Genomic DNA, 14716 nt, shown 5'->3' on the forward strand with positions numbered 1-14716 from the left:
GGCTGTCAATGAACAAATAAGAGACCACCCGGCATGTATGATCGATTAGGCACGGCGGCGGATAATGGGCTGAGAAAGAACCGCCACAAGCGGCAGATGGCGAACAGATATATATGCATCTGCATGAATTATGAGCTCCCGTATCGAAATCCCAACAAGTAGCTGGCTCCGGAATCTACTGAGCGCCCAGAGAAAGCGCTTGCCGGTTCAGAAGCCTTATTTTAAGATTAAAACATTCCGAAAATAAATCGCCAGCGGCAAGCGGGCGTCATGCTTTTCTGCCGCTTAACAGGGGAACGGAGTGACCATGACAACGCTTACTCGGCGCGAGGCATTGAGCCTTGGCGCAGCTGCTTTTATTACCGGTATTCTAGCGGGCAGGACGCATGTGGAAGCTGCCGAAGCCGGCACGCTGACCATCGCTTACAACGTCAATCTACCTTCTTTCGATCCGACCACGGGGCCGTCGGCGGTCAATCCATCGATCCAGGCGATCTATCGCTCGGTCTTCGACCAGTTCATCGGCCAGGGCCCTGATCTGAAGTTCCAGCCGGGTCTTTTGACCGCCTGGGGCTGGAACGACGACAAAACCAAGGTCTGGATGGATGTTCGCGAAGGTGTCACCTGGCATGACGGCTCCAAGTTCACGCCCGACGACATTGTCTGGTCGCTGGAGCGCGCCGCCAAGCAGGATACCGGCAATCCGATCCAGTTCATCTGGTCGACGGCCAACAACTATAAAGTGGAAGGCAATCGCATTACCGGCGATGTCGTCCGCTTCGAGCCGACCTTCTTCAAATGGATGGCGTTTCTGACCGGCTATGTCCTGCCCAAGGACTACTATACCAAGGTCGGCGCGGAAGGCTTCGAGAAGAAGCCCGTCGGCACAGGCCCCTATATGGTCGACGCCTATGAGGGCAATTCCTACCTTCGGCTGAAGGCAAACCCGAATTATTTCGGCGGCAAGCCGGTCTTCGATACCGTCATCTTCAAGTTCGTGCCCGATACGACAAGCCGCGTCGCCGAAATCGAATCCGGCTCCTCCGATGTGACCCTGGAAATCCCCTACGAGGATTTCGACCGCCTGAAGAAGAAATCTGGCCTTGCCGGCGTCGCCACGCCGATCTCCGATATCGGCATGATCTTCATCAGCAACGTCGATCCGATGCTCGACAAGAACGTGCGGCTTGCCGCCAATATGGCGATCGACAAGGAAGCGATCATCAAGCGCCTACTACGCGGCTACGGCAAGCCGCTCTCGACACTGGAAGCGCCGGAATACGACGCCTACGACGCCTCCATCAAAATCCCTTACGACCCGGAGCAGGCCAAGAAGCTGCTGGCGGCCAGCGGCTTCTCGCCGGAAAAGCCGGTAAAGTTCGCCATCAAGACCACCCGCGGCTTCAAGCCGAAGGACTACGAGATGATCCAGGCGATCGTCGGCATGTGGCGCAAGGTCGGCATCGAGGCGGAGATCGAAGTCTACGAAATCGCCAAGCATTACGAGCTGCGCGCCGCCCATAAGCTCGGTCCCGCTGCCTTCTACAACTGGGGTAACGCCATCGGCGACCCGACGACCTCCACCGGCTTTGCCATGTTCGGCCCATCACCGCACTCGGCCTGGAAGACCAAGGATGTCGACGACATGATGGGTCCGCTCTGGGTGGAAAAGGACGAAGCCAAGCGCATCGCCGGCTGGAAGGCGGTGATCAAATATATTGCCGAGCAGGGATACGTGATCCCGCTGCTGCAATATGTTCAGCCGATCGTCTATAAATCGAGCCTGAAGGTGACGCCGAACGTCTCCGGCGCGCTGCAGCCGACATTGGTATCGAAAGGTTGAGTGAAGCCTTCTCCCCTCGGGGAGAAGGTGGCCCGAAGGGGCGGATGAGGGGGTGGTGCGGCATATTCCGTGGAGCCTTACGGTGCAACGCCCCCTCAACCTGCGCCCCTTCGGCAAGCTCAGGAGCGCGTCCTTCTCCCCGCTGGGGAGAAGGTAAGGCCACCAGCCGTGCGATCGGAATTCATAACGAATGATAGCAGTCTCCATTCTCAATCGCCTGATCATGGCCGCCGTCACCCTGTTCGGAGTGGCGCTGATCGTCTTCGTGCTGCTGCGGGGCGTGCCGGGCGATCCGATCGCGATGATGATTTCGCCGGGCGCGAGCCCCGCCGATATCGCGGCGCTCCGCGCCCATTACGGCCTCGACGCCAGCCTGCCGGTGCAGTTCGGCATCTGGCTTAAATCGGTTCTGGCAGGTGATTTCGGCACATCGATCTCACTGAAACGAAATGTGCTCTCCCTGCTCGGCGAACGCCTGCCCGCAACGCTGGAGCTAGCCTTTGCCGCGCTCATCCTCGCGGTATTGTTGGGGGGTACCGTAGCGATCGTCGGCACGCTCGTCCGCCGCACGATACTGGAACCCGTCATCGATAGCCTCAACGGTCTCTTTCTCGCCGTACCGGATTTCGTCTGGGCGCTGGCCCTGGTACTGGTTCTCGGCGTTCTCTTTCCACTCTTCCCGCTCTCCGGCCGCATCGATCCGAGCATCGACACGCAGTTCACGACGCCCTTCTATCTGATCGAAAGCCTGCTGACCTTCCGCTTCCGGATCTTCGCCGATATCGCCGCCCACATGGTTATGCCCGTGCTGGCCCTCGGCCTGCCGCTTGCCGCCATCATCGCCCGCGTGCTGAAGGCAGCGCTGTCCGAAGCCATGGTGCAGGACTATATCCTGCTCGCCAGGCTCAAGGGCATGTCGAACATGCGTCTGGTGCTGCAGGAGGCGCTGCGCAACGCCGTCGGCCCGACAATTGCGCTCACCGGCGTGCAATTCACTTTCCTGATTGGCGGCACCGTCATCGTCGAGCGCATCTTCGCCTATCCTGGCATCGGCAACATGGCGATCGACGCGGTGATCAATCGCGATCTACCGCTGATCCAGGGCCTTGTCCTGATCTTTGGCGCTCTCTTCATTCTTGTCAACCTGGCCGTCGACTTGCTGGTGGCCGCCTTCAATCCGAGGCTCGCCCATGGCTGACATCGCCGCGACCGCCTCCGCCAAACCACCGTCCCGCACGACGAAACGCCTGCGGGCGCTGCTGTCCGAACCGAAGGTCATCTTCGGCGGCGGCTTCATCCTGATCCTGATCATCCTTGCCGTCTTCGCCCCCTTCATCGCGCCGAAAGATCCGCTGGAACAGGATCTGATGTCCGGCACCCTGCCGCCCGTCTGGCTCAATGGTGCCGACCCGGGCTTTCTGTTCGGCACCGACGATCTCGGCCGCGATGTGCTCTCCCGCGTTATTTTCGGCGCGCGTATCGCCCTCCTCGTCGCCTTCGTGGCGGCAGGCCTGGCGGCCCTGATCGGCTCCTTGCTCGGCCTCGTCGCCGGCTGGTATGGCGGCTGGATCGACAAGGTGATCTCACGCCTCGTCGATATCTGGATGGCCTTTCCGCCGGTACTGCTGTCGATCCTGCTGGTCGCCGTTTTCGGCTCAGGCGTGCATTCGGTGATTGCCGCCATCGTCATCATCGACTGGACGCGCTTTTGCCGCGTCGTGCGTTCCGAAACCCAGGCGCAGGCGCAGATGGACTATGTCACCGCCGCCCGAACCATCGGCTTCTCGCGCGCCAGAATCCTGTTCAGCGAAATCTTGCCGAACGTCGCGCCGGTACTGATCGCCCTCATCAGCCTGGAGATGGGTATCGCCGTCATCGTCGAAGCGATCCTCTCCTTCGTCGGCCTGTCGGTTTCCTCGGATACGCCGACCTGGGGCGGCATGATCGCCGAGGGTCGGCAGATCATCTATGACGGCTGGTGGGTGCTTCTCGTACCGCTGATCGCGCTTTTCGCCACGGTGCTTGCCTTCAATCAGCTCGGTGATGGCCTGCGCCGCGCCCTTGATCCGGTGATGCGCCGATGACCAAGCCGCTTCTTTCCATCACCGGCCTGAGTGCCGTTTCTGACAGAGACCGTGGCGCTCCGATCCTGCGCAATGTCTCTCTGACATTACAACGCGGCAAAGTCTGCGGCCTCGTCGGTGAAAGCGGCGCCGGCAAGTCGACCATCGCCAAGGCTTTGCTCGGCATCCTGCCGCGCACCGTTCGCGTCACCAACGGCTCCATTCTGTTCGAAAACCGCGATCTGCTGACGCTGCCCGCGAAAGACCTTCGCAACATCATGGGCAACGAAATTTCGCTGATCCCGCAGGACCCGCAGACGGCGCTTAATCCCGGCCGCCGCATCGAGGCGCAACTGACCGATGGCTTGCGGCTGAAGCGCGGCCTGTCTTCGCGCGACGCCCGGTTGCGAGCGCTGACGTTGCTGGAAGAAGTCCACATCCGCGATCCGGAACGCCTGCTTCGCGCCTATCCGCATGAGCTTTCCGGCGGCATGCGCCAGCGTATCCTGATCGCCGCCGCCTTTGCGCTGGAGCCGAAACTGGTGATCGCCGACGAGCCGACAACGGCTCTCGACGTCACCGTGCAGAAGCAGATCCTGCGGCTGATCCGCGGCTTGCAGGAGGCGCACGGCACGGCCGTCATCTTCGTCACCCACGACCTCGGCGTCGTCGCGCAGATCTGCGATACCGTTACCCTGCTCTATGCCGGCAAGGTCATCGAGGAAGGCCGCACCGCCGACGTGCTCGCCGATCCCCGCCACATCTATACCAAATCCCTTATCGCCGCCGGTCCGCGCTATGATCGGCCGGATGCCGGACTGACGCCGGTGCCACAATCCGTCTTCCAACAATTGCGTCGCGAAATCGACATAGCGGAGGGCGGAAAATGAGCCTGCCCGATATCCTCCTTTCCGCTAGAGGTCTCGATGTCACCTACGGCGCCAAACGTCGCCTGTTCGGGCGGGCTAGCGGTGGCAACAAGGTGCTGCATGGCGTCGATATCGACATCCGTCGCGGTGAAACCGTCGGCATCGTCGGCGAAAGCGGTTCCGGCAAGACGACATTGGGCCGAGCGCTGCTGCGGCTGGTTAATGTCTCCGCCGGCACGATCCATTTCGACGGCGGGGATATCACCCATTTGCCGGATGGCGAGATGCGGCCCCTGCGCCGGCGCATGCAGATGATCTTCCAGGACCCGATGGCCTCGCTCAACCCGCGCCATACGATCCGCCGCATCCTTGTCGAGCCGGTGCTGCTGCATGGTCTGGCGGGTGACCGGCAAGCTGCCGAAAGCCGTGTGGCGACGATCCTCGAGCGCGTGACGCTGCCGCAAGCCTGCCTCGACCGCAATCCGCACGAACTCTCCGGCGGCCAGCGCCAGCGCATCGGCATTGCCCGCGCCGCCCTGCTCGAACCGGATTTCGTGCTCGCCGACGAGATCGTCTCCGGCCTGGATGTCTCGACACAGGCACAGGTGCTGAACTTGCTGAAAGAACTCTCCCGCGATCTCGGCCTCTCAATGGCCTTCATCAGCCATGATCTCTCCGTCATCCGCGCCATCTGCGACCGGGTCTATGTGATGCGCCATGGTCGCGTGGTGGAGGAAGGGTCATGCGAGCGTGTCTTCGCCGCGCCGGCCTCCAGCTACACCCGAGCGCTGCTCGATGCCATTCCGCTGCCGGAAGTCGATCCGGACTGGCTCAACCGCACGTCGGAGCAGGATGATGCCGCGTGATCAAGGCTGCTTGAGGCGAAACCGCTGGATCTTGCCGGACTCGGTCTTCGGTAAGGCATCCACGAAGACGATCGATCTCGGATATTTGTAGGGCGCGATCGTTGCCTTCACATGATCCTGCAGCGCCTTCGCAAGGCTTTCCGAGCCGTTGATGCCCGGTGCCGGCACAACAAAGGCCTGAACGATATGTCCGCGCTCGTTGTCCGGCTTGCCGATCACCGCACATTCCAGCACGTCGGCATGGGACAGCAGCGCGGCTTCGACCTCGGGCCCGGCAATATTGTAGCCGGCGGAGAGAATGATGTCGTCGGAGCGCGCGGCGAAATGGAGGTAGCCTTCTTCGTCCTGGATGAAGGAATCTCCCGTCATATTCCATCCGTCGCGGACATATTCGGCCTGTCGCGGATCGGCGAGATAGCGGCAGCCAATCGGTCCGCGAATGACCAGCTTGCCGATGGTCCCGCGGGGAACCTCGTTCATGTCGGCATCCACGATGCGTGCCTCGTAGCCCCGCAACGGCTTTCCGGTGCAATTGGGCTTGGCATCATCGAGGCGATTGGAGACGAAGATATGCAGCATTTCCGTCGAGCCTATCCCGTCCAGGATCGGCTTGCCCGTCTTGCGGGTCCACTCCTCGAAAATCGGGCCGGGCAAGGTTTCGCCCGCGGACACGGCAATCCTCAGGGACGAAAGATCGGCCCCCTCCTCCATCGCCGCCAACATGGCGCGATAGGCCGTCGGGGCCGTGAAACTGATGGTCGCCTTATAGTCCTGAATGATCTGCACCATGTTCTTTGGCGAGGCGTGCTCCAGCAGCGCCGTCGACGCGCCGAAGCGAAGCGGAAAGACCACCAGGCCGCCAAGCCCGAAGGTAAACGCGATCGGCGGCGAGCCGATGAAGACATCGTCCGGCGTGACGCCGAGAATCTCCCTCGCATAGGCATCGGCGATGATGAGTATGTCGCGGTGGAAATGCATGGTCGCCTTGGGAACGCCGGTGGAACCGGAGGTAAAGCCCAAAAGGGCGACATCATCCCTCCCCGTCCTGACAGCTTCAAAGCGCACCGGCTTGTTCAATGCGATCCGGTCGAGCTCTGCGTCATGATTGGCAGTACCGTCGAAACCGACCACCTGCTTCAGAAAGCGGCTCTCTTTCGCCACCGCCACCAGTTCTTCCATCAACCTGGTATCGCACAGCGCGAAGGTGATCTCGGCCTTGTCGACGACCTTCGCCAGCTCTCCGGCCCTCAGCATCGGCATCGTATTGACCGCGACCGCGCCAACCTTGGTCACAGCAAGCCAGCAGGCGATCATGGCGGGATTGTTGCCGGAGCGGATCAGCACGCGATTGCCGGGCCGAATGCCGAAATCCTCGACCAGGGCATGGGCGATGCGGTTGGTCCAGTCGGACAGTTCCTTGTAGGTACGGCGTCGGCCATTGCCGATCAGCGCGACACGATCGCCAAAGCCGCGCTCCACCATACGGTCGCTCAGCTCCTCGCCGGCATTCAGCCATTCGGGATACTCGAAGCCGTCGAGCAGCAGTTCCGGCCATTCGTCGAACGGCGGCAGGTTGTCGCGCGTGAAAGTATCCAGATGACCCGTCGGTCCAAGCATCGGCTTTCTCTCCGTTCCTCTCTGCTTCGGCGACTGTATCGGCGATACCCTCTCAATCGCACTTTATGAGGAAAGGATTGCATCGAAGCCTAAAATGTTCAAGCAAGAAATTTTAAACCTAAACTAAATTGAAAGCACGCTGTTTTCAAAAGACTTTCCCGGTTTATCGGAGCTATTATCGTCGCCAGTACGCTCCGCGCCGGTGAAAACAACACTTGACGAAGCGCGCACCTAGGATATTTTAAACTTAAATTATTTTTCGGGAGCGGCTTCATGCCAGGGAGAAGTAAGCGATGAAAATCGTCTGCATCGGCGGCGGCCCGGCCGGGCTCTATTTCGGGCTTCTGATGAAGAAGCTGCATCCCGAACATTCCATCCAGGTCGTCGAGCGCAACCGCGCTTATGATACCTTCGGCTGGGGCGTCGTCTTCTCCGATGCCACCATGGTCTCGATGCGCGAATGGGACCCGGAAAGTGCAGCCGAAATCGAGGATGCCTTCAACCACTGGGACGATATCGAAGTCTGGTTCAAGGGCACGCGCCAACGCACCTCCGGCCACGGTTTCGTCGGCATCGGCCGCAAGAAGCTGCTCAATATTCTGCAGAAGCGTTGCGAAGCGCTCGGCGTCGAGTTGATTTTCGAAACCGACGTCACCTCCGATCTCGACTTTCCCGACGCCGACCTGATCATCGGCTCCGATGGCCTGAACTCGCGGATCCGCAACCATTATCCCGAGATCTTCCAGCCCGACATGATCACCCGGCCGAACCGCTATATCTGGCTCGGCACCAACAAGCAGTACGACGCCTTCACCTTCGATTTCCGCAAAAGTGAACACGGCTGGTTCCAGGCGCATATCTACAAGTTCGATGACCAGACCTCGACCTTCATCGTCGAAACCACTGAGGAAGCCTATCTCGCTCACGGCCTCGACAAGACGGACCAGGACGGCTCCATCGCCTTCTGCGAAAACCTGTTCTCGGACGTCCTCGACGGCGCATCGCTGATGACAAATGCCCGCCATATCCGCGGCTCGGCCTGGCTGAATTTCAACCGGCTGATCTGCGGTAAGTGGAGCCATTTCAACGGCAATTCACATGTCGTGCTAATGGGCGACGCCGCCCATACCGCGCATTTCGCCATCGGCTCCGGCACCAAGCTCGCCATTGACGACGCGATCGAGCTGACACGACAGTTCCAGATCCATGGACATACCAAGGACAAGATACCGGCTGTTCTCGAAACCTATGAAGAGATCCGTCGCGTCGATGTCGCCCGCATCCAGAATGCGGCGCGCAACGCCATGGAATGGTTCGAAGTTGTGGGGCGTCGCTATGCCGACACGTTGGAACCCGAACAGTTCATGTATTCCATGCTGACCCGCTCGCAGCGCATCAGCCACGAGAACCTGCGCCTGCGCGACAAGGATTGGCTGGAAGGCTACGAGCGCTGGTTTGCGAAAAAATCTGGTCTTGCCGTCGGCAATGACCGCTGCCTGCCGCCGATGTTCACGCCCTATTCGCTGCGCGACGTGACGCTCGTCAATCGTATCGTCGTTTCACCGATGGCGATGTATTCGGCGGAAGATGGCGTGATGAACGATTTCCACATCATTCATCTCGGCTCGCGGGCGCTGGGCGGCGCTGGCCTGATCTTCGCGGAAATGACCTGCGTCACCCCCGACGCTCGCATCACCCCCGGCTGCCTCGGCCTCTGGAACGAGAAGCAGGCGGCACAATGGAAGCGGCTCGTCGATTTCGTGCATGCCAATAGCGCCGCCAAGGTCGGCATCCAGCTCGGCCATGCCGGTCGCAAGGGCGCAACGAAAGTCGCCTGGGAGGGCATAGACCAGCCGGTTGCCGACGGCGGCTGGCCGCTGATCTCAGCCTCCGCTGTTCCATACCTCAAGAACAGCCCGGTGCCGAAGGCCATGGACCGCGCCGATATGGAGCGCGTCAAGGCCGACTTCATCCGCTCGACCGAACTGGCGATCCAGACCGGCGCCGATTGGCTGGAACTGCATTGCGCCCACGGCTATCTGCTATCGAGCTTCCTGTCGCCGCTCACCAATCTGCGTGAGGACGAATACGGCGGCAGCCACGAAAACCGTGCCCGCTACCCTCTGGAGATCTTCAGGGCCATGCGTGAAATCTGGCCTACGGACAAGCCCATCTCCGTCCGCCTGTCCTGCCATGACTGGACCGATGGCGGCAACACGCCGGAAGATGCGGCGATCTTCGCCCGTATGTTCAAGGAAGCCGGAGCCGATCTGATCGATTGCTCGTCCGGCCAGGTATCGAAGGAAGAAAAGCCAGTCTATGGCCGCCTATTCCAGACGCCCTTCTCCGACAAGATCCGCAACGAAATCGGCATTCCCACCATCGCCGTCGGTGCGATCTCGGAGGCCGATCATGCCAATTCCATCATCGCCGCCGGTCGCGCCGATCTCTGCGCCGTCGCCCGCCCGCATCTGGCCGACCCCGCCTGGTCGCTGCACGAGGCCGCCAAGATCGGCCTGACGTCGATCCCCTGGCCGAAGCAGTATCGCTCCGGTAAGACGCAATATGAAACCAACCTTGCCCGCGCGGCCACGACCGCACCGGCGAAGTGAGGATCAGATGACGACTTCGGGTAAACTCGCGGGCCGTCACGCCCTCGTCACCGGCGCCGGCAGCGGCATCGGCGCCGCTATTGCGCGGGCGCTTGCCGCCGAGGGTGCGCGTGTGACACTGGCCGGACGACGCAAGGAGCCGCTGGAGACCGTCGCTGCCGAGATTGGTGTCCATGCTTTCGTCGTGGACGGATTCGATATCTCCAGCGCCGAAGCGATTACCAAAGGCCTGACCCTTGCCCGCGAAAAATTCGGCCCTGTCGATATTCTCGTCAACAATGCCGGCGAAGCGCCAAGCGCACCCTTCGAGAAGACCAGCCTTGAGATGTGGAACCGCGTGCTCACGGTCGATCTCACCGGTGTTTTCCTAGTGACGCAGGCCGCCCTGCCCGATCTCAAAGCATATGGTTCTGGCGCCCGTATCATCAACATCGCTTCGACGGCGGGCCTGACCGGCTACGGCTACGTTTCCGCCTATGTCGCCGCCAAGCATGGCGTCGTCGGTTTGACGCGCTCGCTGGCGCTGGAGCTGGCAAAGACCGGCATCACGGTCAACGCCGTCTGCCCCGGCTTTACCGACACGCCGATCATCCAGCGCTCGATCGAGACCATCGTCGCCAAGACCGGGCGCACGGAGGAGCAGGCACTTGTCGAATTCACCAAATCCAATCCGCAGGGACGGCTCGTCAAACCGGAGGAGGTCGCCGACACCGTTCTGTGGCTGGCATCGCCGGCGGCGGCATCGATCAATGGACAGGCAATCGCGGTTGCCGGTGGGGAGGTTTTAGCGGGATGAGCGAACAGGATATGACCATGCGGGGCCATCTTGCGCCCTTCAACACATATGTGGCCCGCCATTTCCTCTGGGAAGTCAGCGATGACGGCCGCGTCGCCACCATTCGGCTGAACCGCCCGGAGCGCAAGAACCCGCTGACCTTCGACAGCTACGCCGAATTGCGCGACCTCTTCCGCAACCTCACCTATGCGTCCGACGTTCGCGCCGTGGTGCTGACCGGTGCCGGCGGCAATTTCTCCTCCGGCGGCGATGTCTTCGAGATCATCGAGCCGCTCACCCGCATGGCGATGCCCGAACTTCTCGCCTTCACGCGCATGACCGGCGATCTCGTCAGGGCCATGCGCAAGTGCCCGCAGCCGATCATCACCGCCGTCGATGGGATCTGCGCCGGCGCGGGCGCCATCCTCGCCATGGCCTCGGACCTGCGCCTGGCAACACCCGAAGCCAAGACCGCATTCCTCTTTACCCGCGTCGGCCTTGCCGGCGCCGACATGGGCGCATGCGGCATCCTTCCCCGCATCATCGGCCAGGGCCGCGCCGCCGAACTGCTGTTTACCGGTCGTTCGATGACAGCAGCCGAAGGCCATGCCTGGGGATTCTATAACGGCGTGCACGCCAGCGCCGATCTGGAGCAGGAGGCCGTCAAGCTCGCCCGGTCGCTCGCAGACGGACCGTGGTTCGCCCATGGCATGACCAAGACGATGCTGAACCAGGAATGGGCAATGGGCATCGACGAGATGATCGAATCCGAGGCGCAGGCTCAGGCAGTTTGCATGGCAACGCAAGATTTCCGCCGCGCTTTCGAAGCCTTCGCCGCCAAGCGCAAGCCCGAATTCCAGGGGAACTGAGGCGATGTCTATCGTATCAGCCCTCCCCGGTCCGACGCGGGACCATCTGGATTGGCCATTCTTCGAGGAACGCCACCGCAAATTCGCGGCCGAGGTCGATGCTTTCGCCAAATCCTCGGCCATGGCAAATATTGACCATAGCGATGTCGACAGCGCCTGCCGCAAGCTGGTCAAGGCACTCGGCAACGCTGGTCTCCTCGCCGCCGCGACCGGTACATCCGATAGCGAACCGCTGATCGACTCCCGCTTCGTCTGCCTCGCCCGCGAAACGCTTGCCTGGCATGACGGCCTTGCCGATTTCGCCTTCGCCATGCAGGGCCTCGGCACCGGCGCCATCGGCCTTTCCGGCTCGCCTGAACTGCGCGCCGCCGTGTTGCCGAAAGTCCGCGCTGGCGACTGGCTGTCCGCCTTCGCTTTGTCGGAGAAGGATGCCGGTTCCGATGTCGCGGCAATGAGCTGTGCGGCCCGCGCCGATGGCGGCCACTATGTCCTCGATGGCGAGAAAACCTGGATCTCCAATGGCGGCATCGCCGACGTCTACACCGTCTTTGCCCGCACCGGCGAAGCACCGGGCACGCGCGGCATCTCCGCCTTTGTCGTCTTTGCCGACGATCCCGGCTTTTCGATCGCGGAGCGCATCGAGGTGATCGCACCGCATCCGCTGGCGACGATCCGTTTCGAGAATTGCCGCATCCCAGCCTCACGCCGCCTCGGCGCGCCCGGCGAAGGCTTCAAGATCGCCATGCGCACGCTGGATATCTTCCGCGCCTCGGTCGCCGCCGCCAGCCTTGGCTTTGCCCGCCGGGCGCTCGACGAGTCGCTCGCCCATGTCCGCGCACGGCCGATGTTCGGTGCGACGCTAGGCGACCTTCAGTTGACGCAGGCAGCGCTTGGCGACATGGCGACCGGCATCGATGCAGCCGCCTTGCTCACCTACCGCGCAGCCTGGCGCCGCGACGTGCAGCACCTGCCGACGACACGCGAAGCAGCCATGGCCAAGATGACATCAACCGAAACTGCGCAGAGCGTCATCGACCGCGCCGTCCAGCTGTTTGGCGGACGCGGCGTCAGGACGGGCGAAATAACGGAAAAACTCTATCGGGAGATACGCGCGCTTCGCATCTATGAGGGTGCGACGGAGGTTCAAAAACTCATCGTCGCGCGCGAACTTCTGAAGAACAAATGACGGGAGACGAGAGCATGAGCCGCGAGATATTCGACTGGGCCGATCCGTTCCGGCTGGTGGAACAGCTGAGCGATGAAGAACGCATGGTGCTGGACACGGCGCATGCCTATGCGCAGGAGAAGCTGGCGCCCCGCGTGCTCGAAGCCTTCCGCCATGAAAAGACCGATCCGACGATCTTCCGTGAGATGGGCGAGCTTGGCCTGCTCGGGCCGACCATTGCCCCCGAATATGGCGGCGCCGGCCTCGGCTACGTTGCCTACGGCCTGATCGCCCGCGAAGTCGAGCGCGTCGACAGCGGCTATCGTTCGATGATGAGCGTGCAGTCCTCCCTCGTCATGGTGCCGATCGATGCCTTCGGGTCCGAGGCGCAGAAGCAGAAATATCTGCCGAAACTTGCCACCGGCGAGTGGATCGGCTGCTTTGGCCTCACCGAGCCGAACCATGGTTCCGACCCGGGCTCGATGGCAACACGGGCGAAGAAGGTCGATGGCGGCTACAGCCTCACCGGCGCCAAGACCTGGATCTCCAATGCGCCGATCGCCGATGTCTTCGTCGTTTGGGCCAAGACCGAGGATGGCGTCATCCGTGGCTTCATCCTGGAAAAGGGCTGGAAGGGCCTGTCCGCGCCTGCCATCCACGGCAAGGTGGGCTTACGCGCCTCGATCACCGGTGAAGTCGTCATGGACAATGTCTTCGTGCCGGAAGAAAACCTGCTGCCGAACGTCTCCGGCCTCAAGGGTCCGTTCACCTGCCTCAACTCCGCCCGCTTCGGCATTGCCTGGGGCGCGCTCGGCGCTGCCGAGGATTGCTATGCCAAGGCGCGGCAATATGTGCTCGACCGCAAGCAATTCGACCGGCCGCTCGCCGCCAATCAGCTGATCCAGAAGAAGCTCGCCGACATGGTGACCGAGATCACGCTCGGGCTGCAAGGCTGCCTACGTCTCGGCCGCATGAAGGAAGGCGGCCATCCGCCGGTGGAACTGACCTCGATCCTGAAGCGCAACAGCTGCGGCAAGGCGCTCGACATTGCGCGTGCCGCTCGCGACATGCTCGGCGGCAACGGCATATCCGACGAGTTCGGCATTGCCCGTCATCTGGTCAACCTCGAAGTGGTCAACACCTACGAGGGCACCCACGACATCCACGCCCTCATCCTCGGCCGCGCCATCACCGGCATCGCCGCTTTTGCGAACTGAGGCCGGATTTGTCGTTCAAAACCACCAGACCCCTGCGCTTCGGAGACTGCGACCCCTCGGGAATCGCCTATTTTCCGTCTTATCTGAACATCCTCGTCGGGGTGCTGGAAGATTACTTCGCCTCGCTCGGCTTCCCTTGGAAACGATTGGTCGACGACCGCCGCATCGGCGTGCCCACCGTGCGGCTCGATCTGACCTTCATGAAACCGGGCCTGCAGGGCGACGATCTCGAATTCGTGCTGACGGTGCGCGGCATCGGCCGCTCCTCGCTCGATCTGGAACACCAGGTCTCGGCAAACGGCCATGTGCTGTGGACGGCCAAGCACCGCGTCGTCGCCACTTCGCTAGACACCCATCAATCGCTTGCATGGCCGGATGATATCCGCGCCGCACTGACCTCTCATCTGGAGATGACCGATGCACACCATCCTGCAACCTGAAGGCTGGGCCAAGCCGATCGGATATGCCAATGGCATGGCGGCAACCGGCCGCATGGTGTTCGTCGGCGGCCAGGTCGGCTGGAACGCGGCATGCGAATTTGAAAGCGACGATTTCGTCGAGCAGGTGCGCCAGACGCTGAAGAATGTCGTCGCCATCCTCGCCGAAGGCGGCGCCGAGCCGCAGCATATCACCTCCATGACTTGGTATTTCACCGACAAGGCCGAATATCTCGGCAATCTCAAGGGCATCGGTCAGGTCTACCGCGAGATCATCGGCCGGCATTTCCCGGCCATGGCCGCACTGCAGGTCGTTGCCCTTGTCGAGGATCGCGCCAAGATCGAGATTCAGGCGACCGCCGTCATTCCGGAATAGGACAGGC

General features: G+C 61.7%; 13 protein-coding genes. 12 read left to right on the forward strand and 1 reads right to left on the reverse strand.

The window, feature by feature from the left end; translation table 11 throughout:
- Positions 1-307 precede the first annotated feature (307 nt).
- The 5 genes from AB6803_RS09875 to AB6803_RS09895 all read left to right on the forward strand — a co-directional run bounded on the left by AB6803_RS09875 (position 308) and on the right by AB6803_RS09895 (position 5641).
- Complete coding sequence (locus AB6803_RS09875; RefSeq protein WP_371108711.1) at positions 308-1843, forward strand: ABC transporter substrate-binding protein; 1536 nt, start codon at positions 308-310, stop codon at positions 1841-1843.
- 190 nt (positions 1844-2033) lie between these two features.
- Positions 2034-3041 carry an ABC transporter permease gene (locus AB6803_RS09880; protein ID WP_371108712.1) on the forward strand — a complete coding sequence of 336 codons (1008 nt, stop codon included), beginning with the start codon at positions 2034-2036 and terminating at the stop codon, positions 3039-3041.
- A complete protein-coding gene (locus AB6803_RS09885) occupies positions 3034-3927 on the forward strand; it encodes an ABC transporter permease (protein WP_371108713.1) in 894 nt (297 codons plus the stop codon). Before AB6803_RS09880 ends, AB6803_RS09885 begins: the two co-directional genes overlap by 8 nt.
- Positions 3924-4796 (forward strand): ABC transporter ATP-binding protein, encoded by an 873-nt coding sequence (locus AB6803_RS09890; protein WP_371108714.1) that lies wholly within the window; start codon positions 3924-3926, stop codon positions 4794-4796. Before AB6803_RS09885 ends, AB6803_RS09890 begins: the two co-directional genes overlap by 4 nt.
- Complete coding sequence (locus tag AB6803_RS09895) at positions 4793-5641, forward strand: ATP-binding cassette domain-containing protein (RefSeq protein WP_371108715.1); 849 nt, start codon at positions 4793-4795, stop codon at positions 5639-5641. The genes AB6803_RS09890 and AB6803_RS09895 overlap by 4 nt, the downstream gene beginning before the upstream one ends.
- Here the strand turns inward: AB6803_RS09895 and AB6803_RS09900 are convergent, their stop codons facing one another.
- Complete coding sequence (locus AB6803_RS09900) at positions 5642-7258, reverse strand: AMP-binding protein (protein WP_371108716.1); 1617 nt, start codon at positions 7256-7258, stop codon at positions 5642-5644.
- 293 nt (positions 7259-7551) lie between these two features.
- Between AB6803_RS09900 and AB6803_RS09905 the strand changes: the two genes are divergently transcribed.
- The 7 genes from AB6803_RS09905 to AB6803_RS09935 are packed head-to-tail and all read left to right on the forward strand — an operon-like array spanning position 7552 to position 14709.
- Positions 7552-9870 carry a bifunctional salicylyl-CoA 5-hydroxylase/oxidoreductase gene (locus tag AB6803_RS09905; RefSeq protein WP_371108717.1) on the forward strand — a complete coding sequence of 773 codons (2319 nt, stop codon included), beginning with the start codon at positions 7552-7554 and terminating at the stop codon, positions 9868-9870.
- A gap of 7 nt (positions 9871-9877) precedes the next feature.
- Positions 9878-10666 (forward strand): SDR family NAD(P)-dependent oxidoreductase, encoded by a 789-nt coding sequence (locus AB6803_RS09910; RefSeq protein ID WP_371108718.1) that lies wholly within the window; start codon positions 9878-9880, stop codon positions 10664-10666.
- Positions 10663-11514, forward strand: coding sequence for an enoyl-CoA hydratase family protein (locus AB6803_RS09915; RefSeq protein WP_371108719.1), 852 nt, complete (start codon positions 10663-10665; stop codon positions 11512-11514). Before AB6803_RS09910 ends, AB6803_RS09915 begins: the two co-directional genes overlap by 4 nt.
- Before the next feature lie 4 nt (positions 11515-11518).
- Complete coding sequence (locus tag AB6803_RS09920) at positions 11519-12700, forward strand: acyl-CoA dehydrogenase family protein (protein WP_371108720.1); 1182 nt, start codon at positions 11519-11521, stop codon at positions 12698-12700.
- A gap of 14 nt (positions 12701-12714) precedes the next feature.
- Positions 12715-13896, forward strand: a complete 1182-nt coding sequence (locus tag AB6803_RS09925; protein WP_371108721.1) for an acyl-CoA dehydrogenase — start codon at positions 12715-12717, stop codon at positions 13894-13896.
- Between the two features lie 8 nt (positions 13897-13904).
- Positions 13905-14336, forward strand: a complete 432-nt coding sequence (locus tag AB6803_RS09930; RefSeq protein WP_371108722.1) for an acyl-CoA thioesterase — start codon at positions 13905-13907, stop codon at positions 14334-14336.
- Positions 14314-14709 carry a RidA family protein gene (locus AB6803_RS09935; protein ID WP_371108723.1) on the forward strand — a complete coding sequence of 132 codons (396 nt, stop codon included), beginning with the start codon at positions 14314-14316 and terminating at the stop codon, positions 14707-14709. The genes AB6803_RS09930 and AB6803_RS09935 overlap by 23 nt, the downstream gene beginning before the upstream one ends.
- Positions 14710-14716 lie beyond the last annotated feature (7 nt).

It is taken from the genome of Rhizobium sp. RCC_161_2 (genome assembly GCF_041355235.1).
Lineage (GTDB): Bacteria > Pseudomonadota > Alphaproteobacteria > Rhizobiales > Rhizobiaceae > Rhizobium.

Excerpts from the sequence above, each read along its gene's own strand:
- AB6803_RS09910 (WP_371108718.1), top strand. The coding sequence starts at position 9,878 with ATGACGACTTCGGGTAAACTCGCGGGCCGTCACGCCCTCGTCACCGGC.
- AB6803_RS09895 (WP_371108715.1), top strand. The coding sequence starts at position 4,793 with ATGAGCCTGCCCGATATCCTCCTTTCCGCTAGAGGTCTCGATGTCACC.
- AB6803_RS09900 (WP_371108716.1), bottom strand. The coding sequence starts at position 7,258 with ATGCTTGGACCGACGGGTCATCTGGATACTTTCACGCGCGACAACCTG.
- AB6803_RS09875 (WP_371108711.1), top strand. The coding sequence starts at position 308 with ATGACAACGCTTACTCGGCGCGAGGCATTGAGCCTTGGCGCAGCTGCT.
- AB6803_RS09935 (WP_371108723.1), top strand. The coding sequence starts at position 14,314 with ATGCACACCATCCTGCAACCTGAAGGCTGGGCCAAGCCGATCGGATAT.
- AB6803_RS09880 (WP_371108712.1), top strand. The coding sequence starts at position 2,034 with ATGATAGCAGTCTCCATTCTCAATCGCCTGATCATGGCCGCCGTCACC.
- AB6803_RS09885 (WP_371108713.1), top strand. The coding sequence starts at position 3,034 with ATGGCTGACATCGCCGCGACCGCCTCCGCCAAACCACCGTCCCGCACG.
- AB6803_RS09890 (WP_371108714.1), top strand. The coding sequence starts at position 3,924 with ATGACCAAGCCGCTTCTTTCCATCACCGGCCTGAGTGCCGTTTCTGAC.
- AB6803_RS09925 (WP_371108721.1), top strand. The coding sequence starts at position 12,715 with ATGAGCCGCGAGATATTCGACTGGGCCGATCCGTTCCGGCTGGTGGAA.
- AB6803_RS09915 (WP_371108719.1), top strand. The coding sequence starts at position 10,663 with ATGAGCGAACAGGATATGACCATGCGGGGCCATCTTGCGCCCTTCAAC.
- AB6803_RS09905 (WP_371108717.1), top strand. The coding sequence starts at position 7,552 with ATGAAAATCGTCTGCATCGGCGGCGGCCCGGCCGGGCTCTATTTCGGG.
- AB6803_RS09920 (WP_371108720.1), top strand. The coding sequence starts at position 11,519 with ATGTCTATCGTATCAGCCCTCCCCGGTCCGACGCGGGACCATCTGGAT.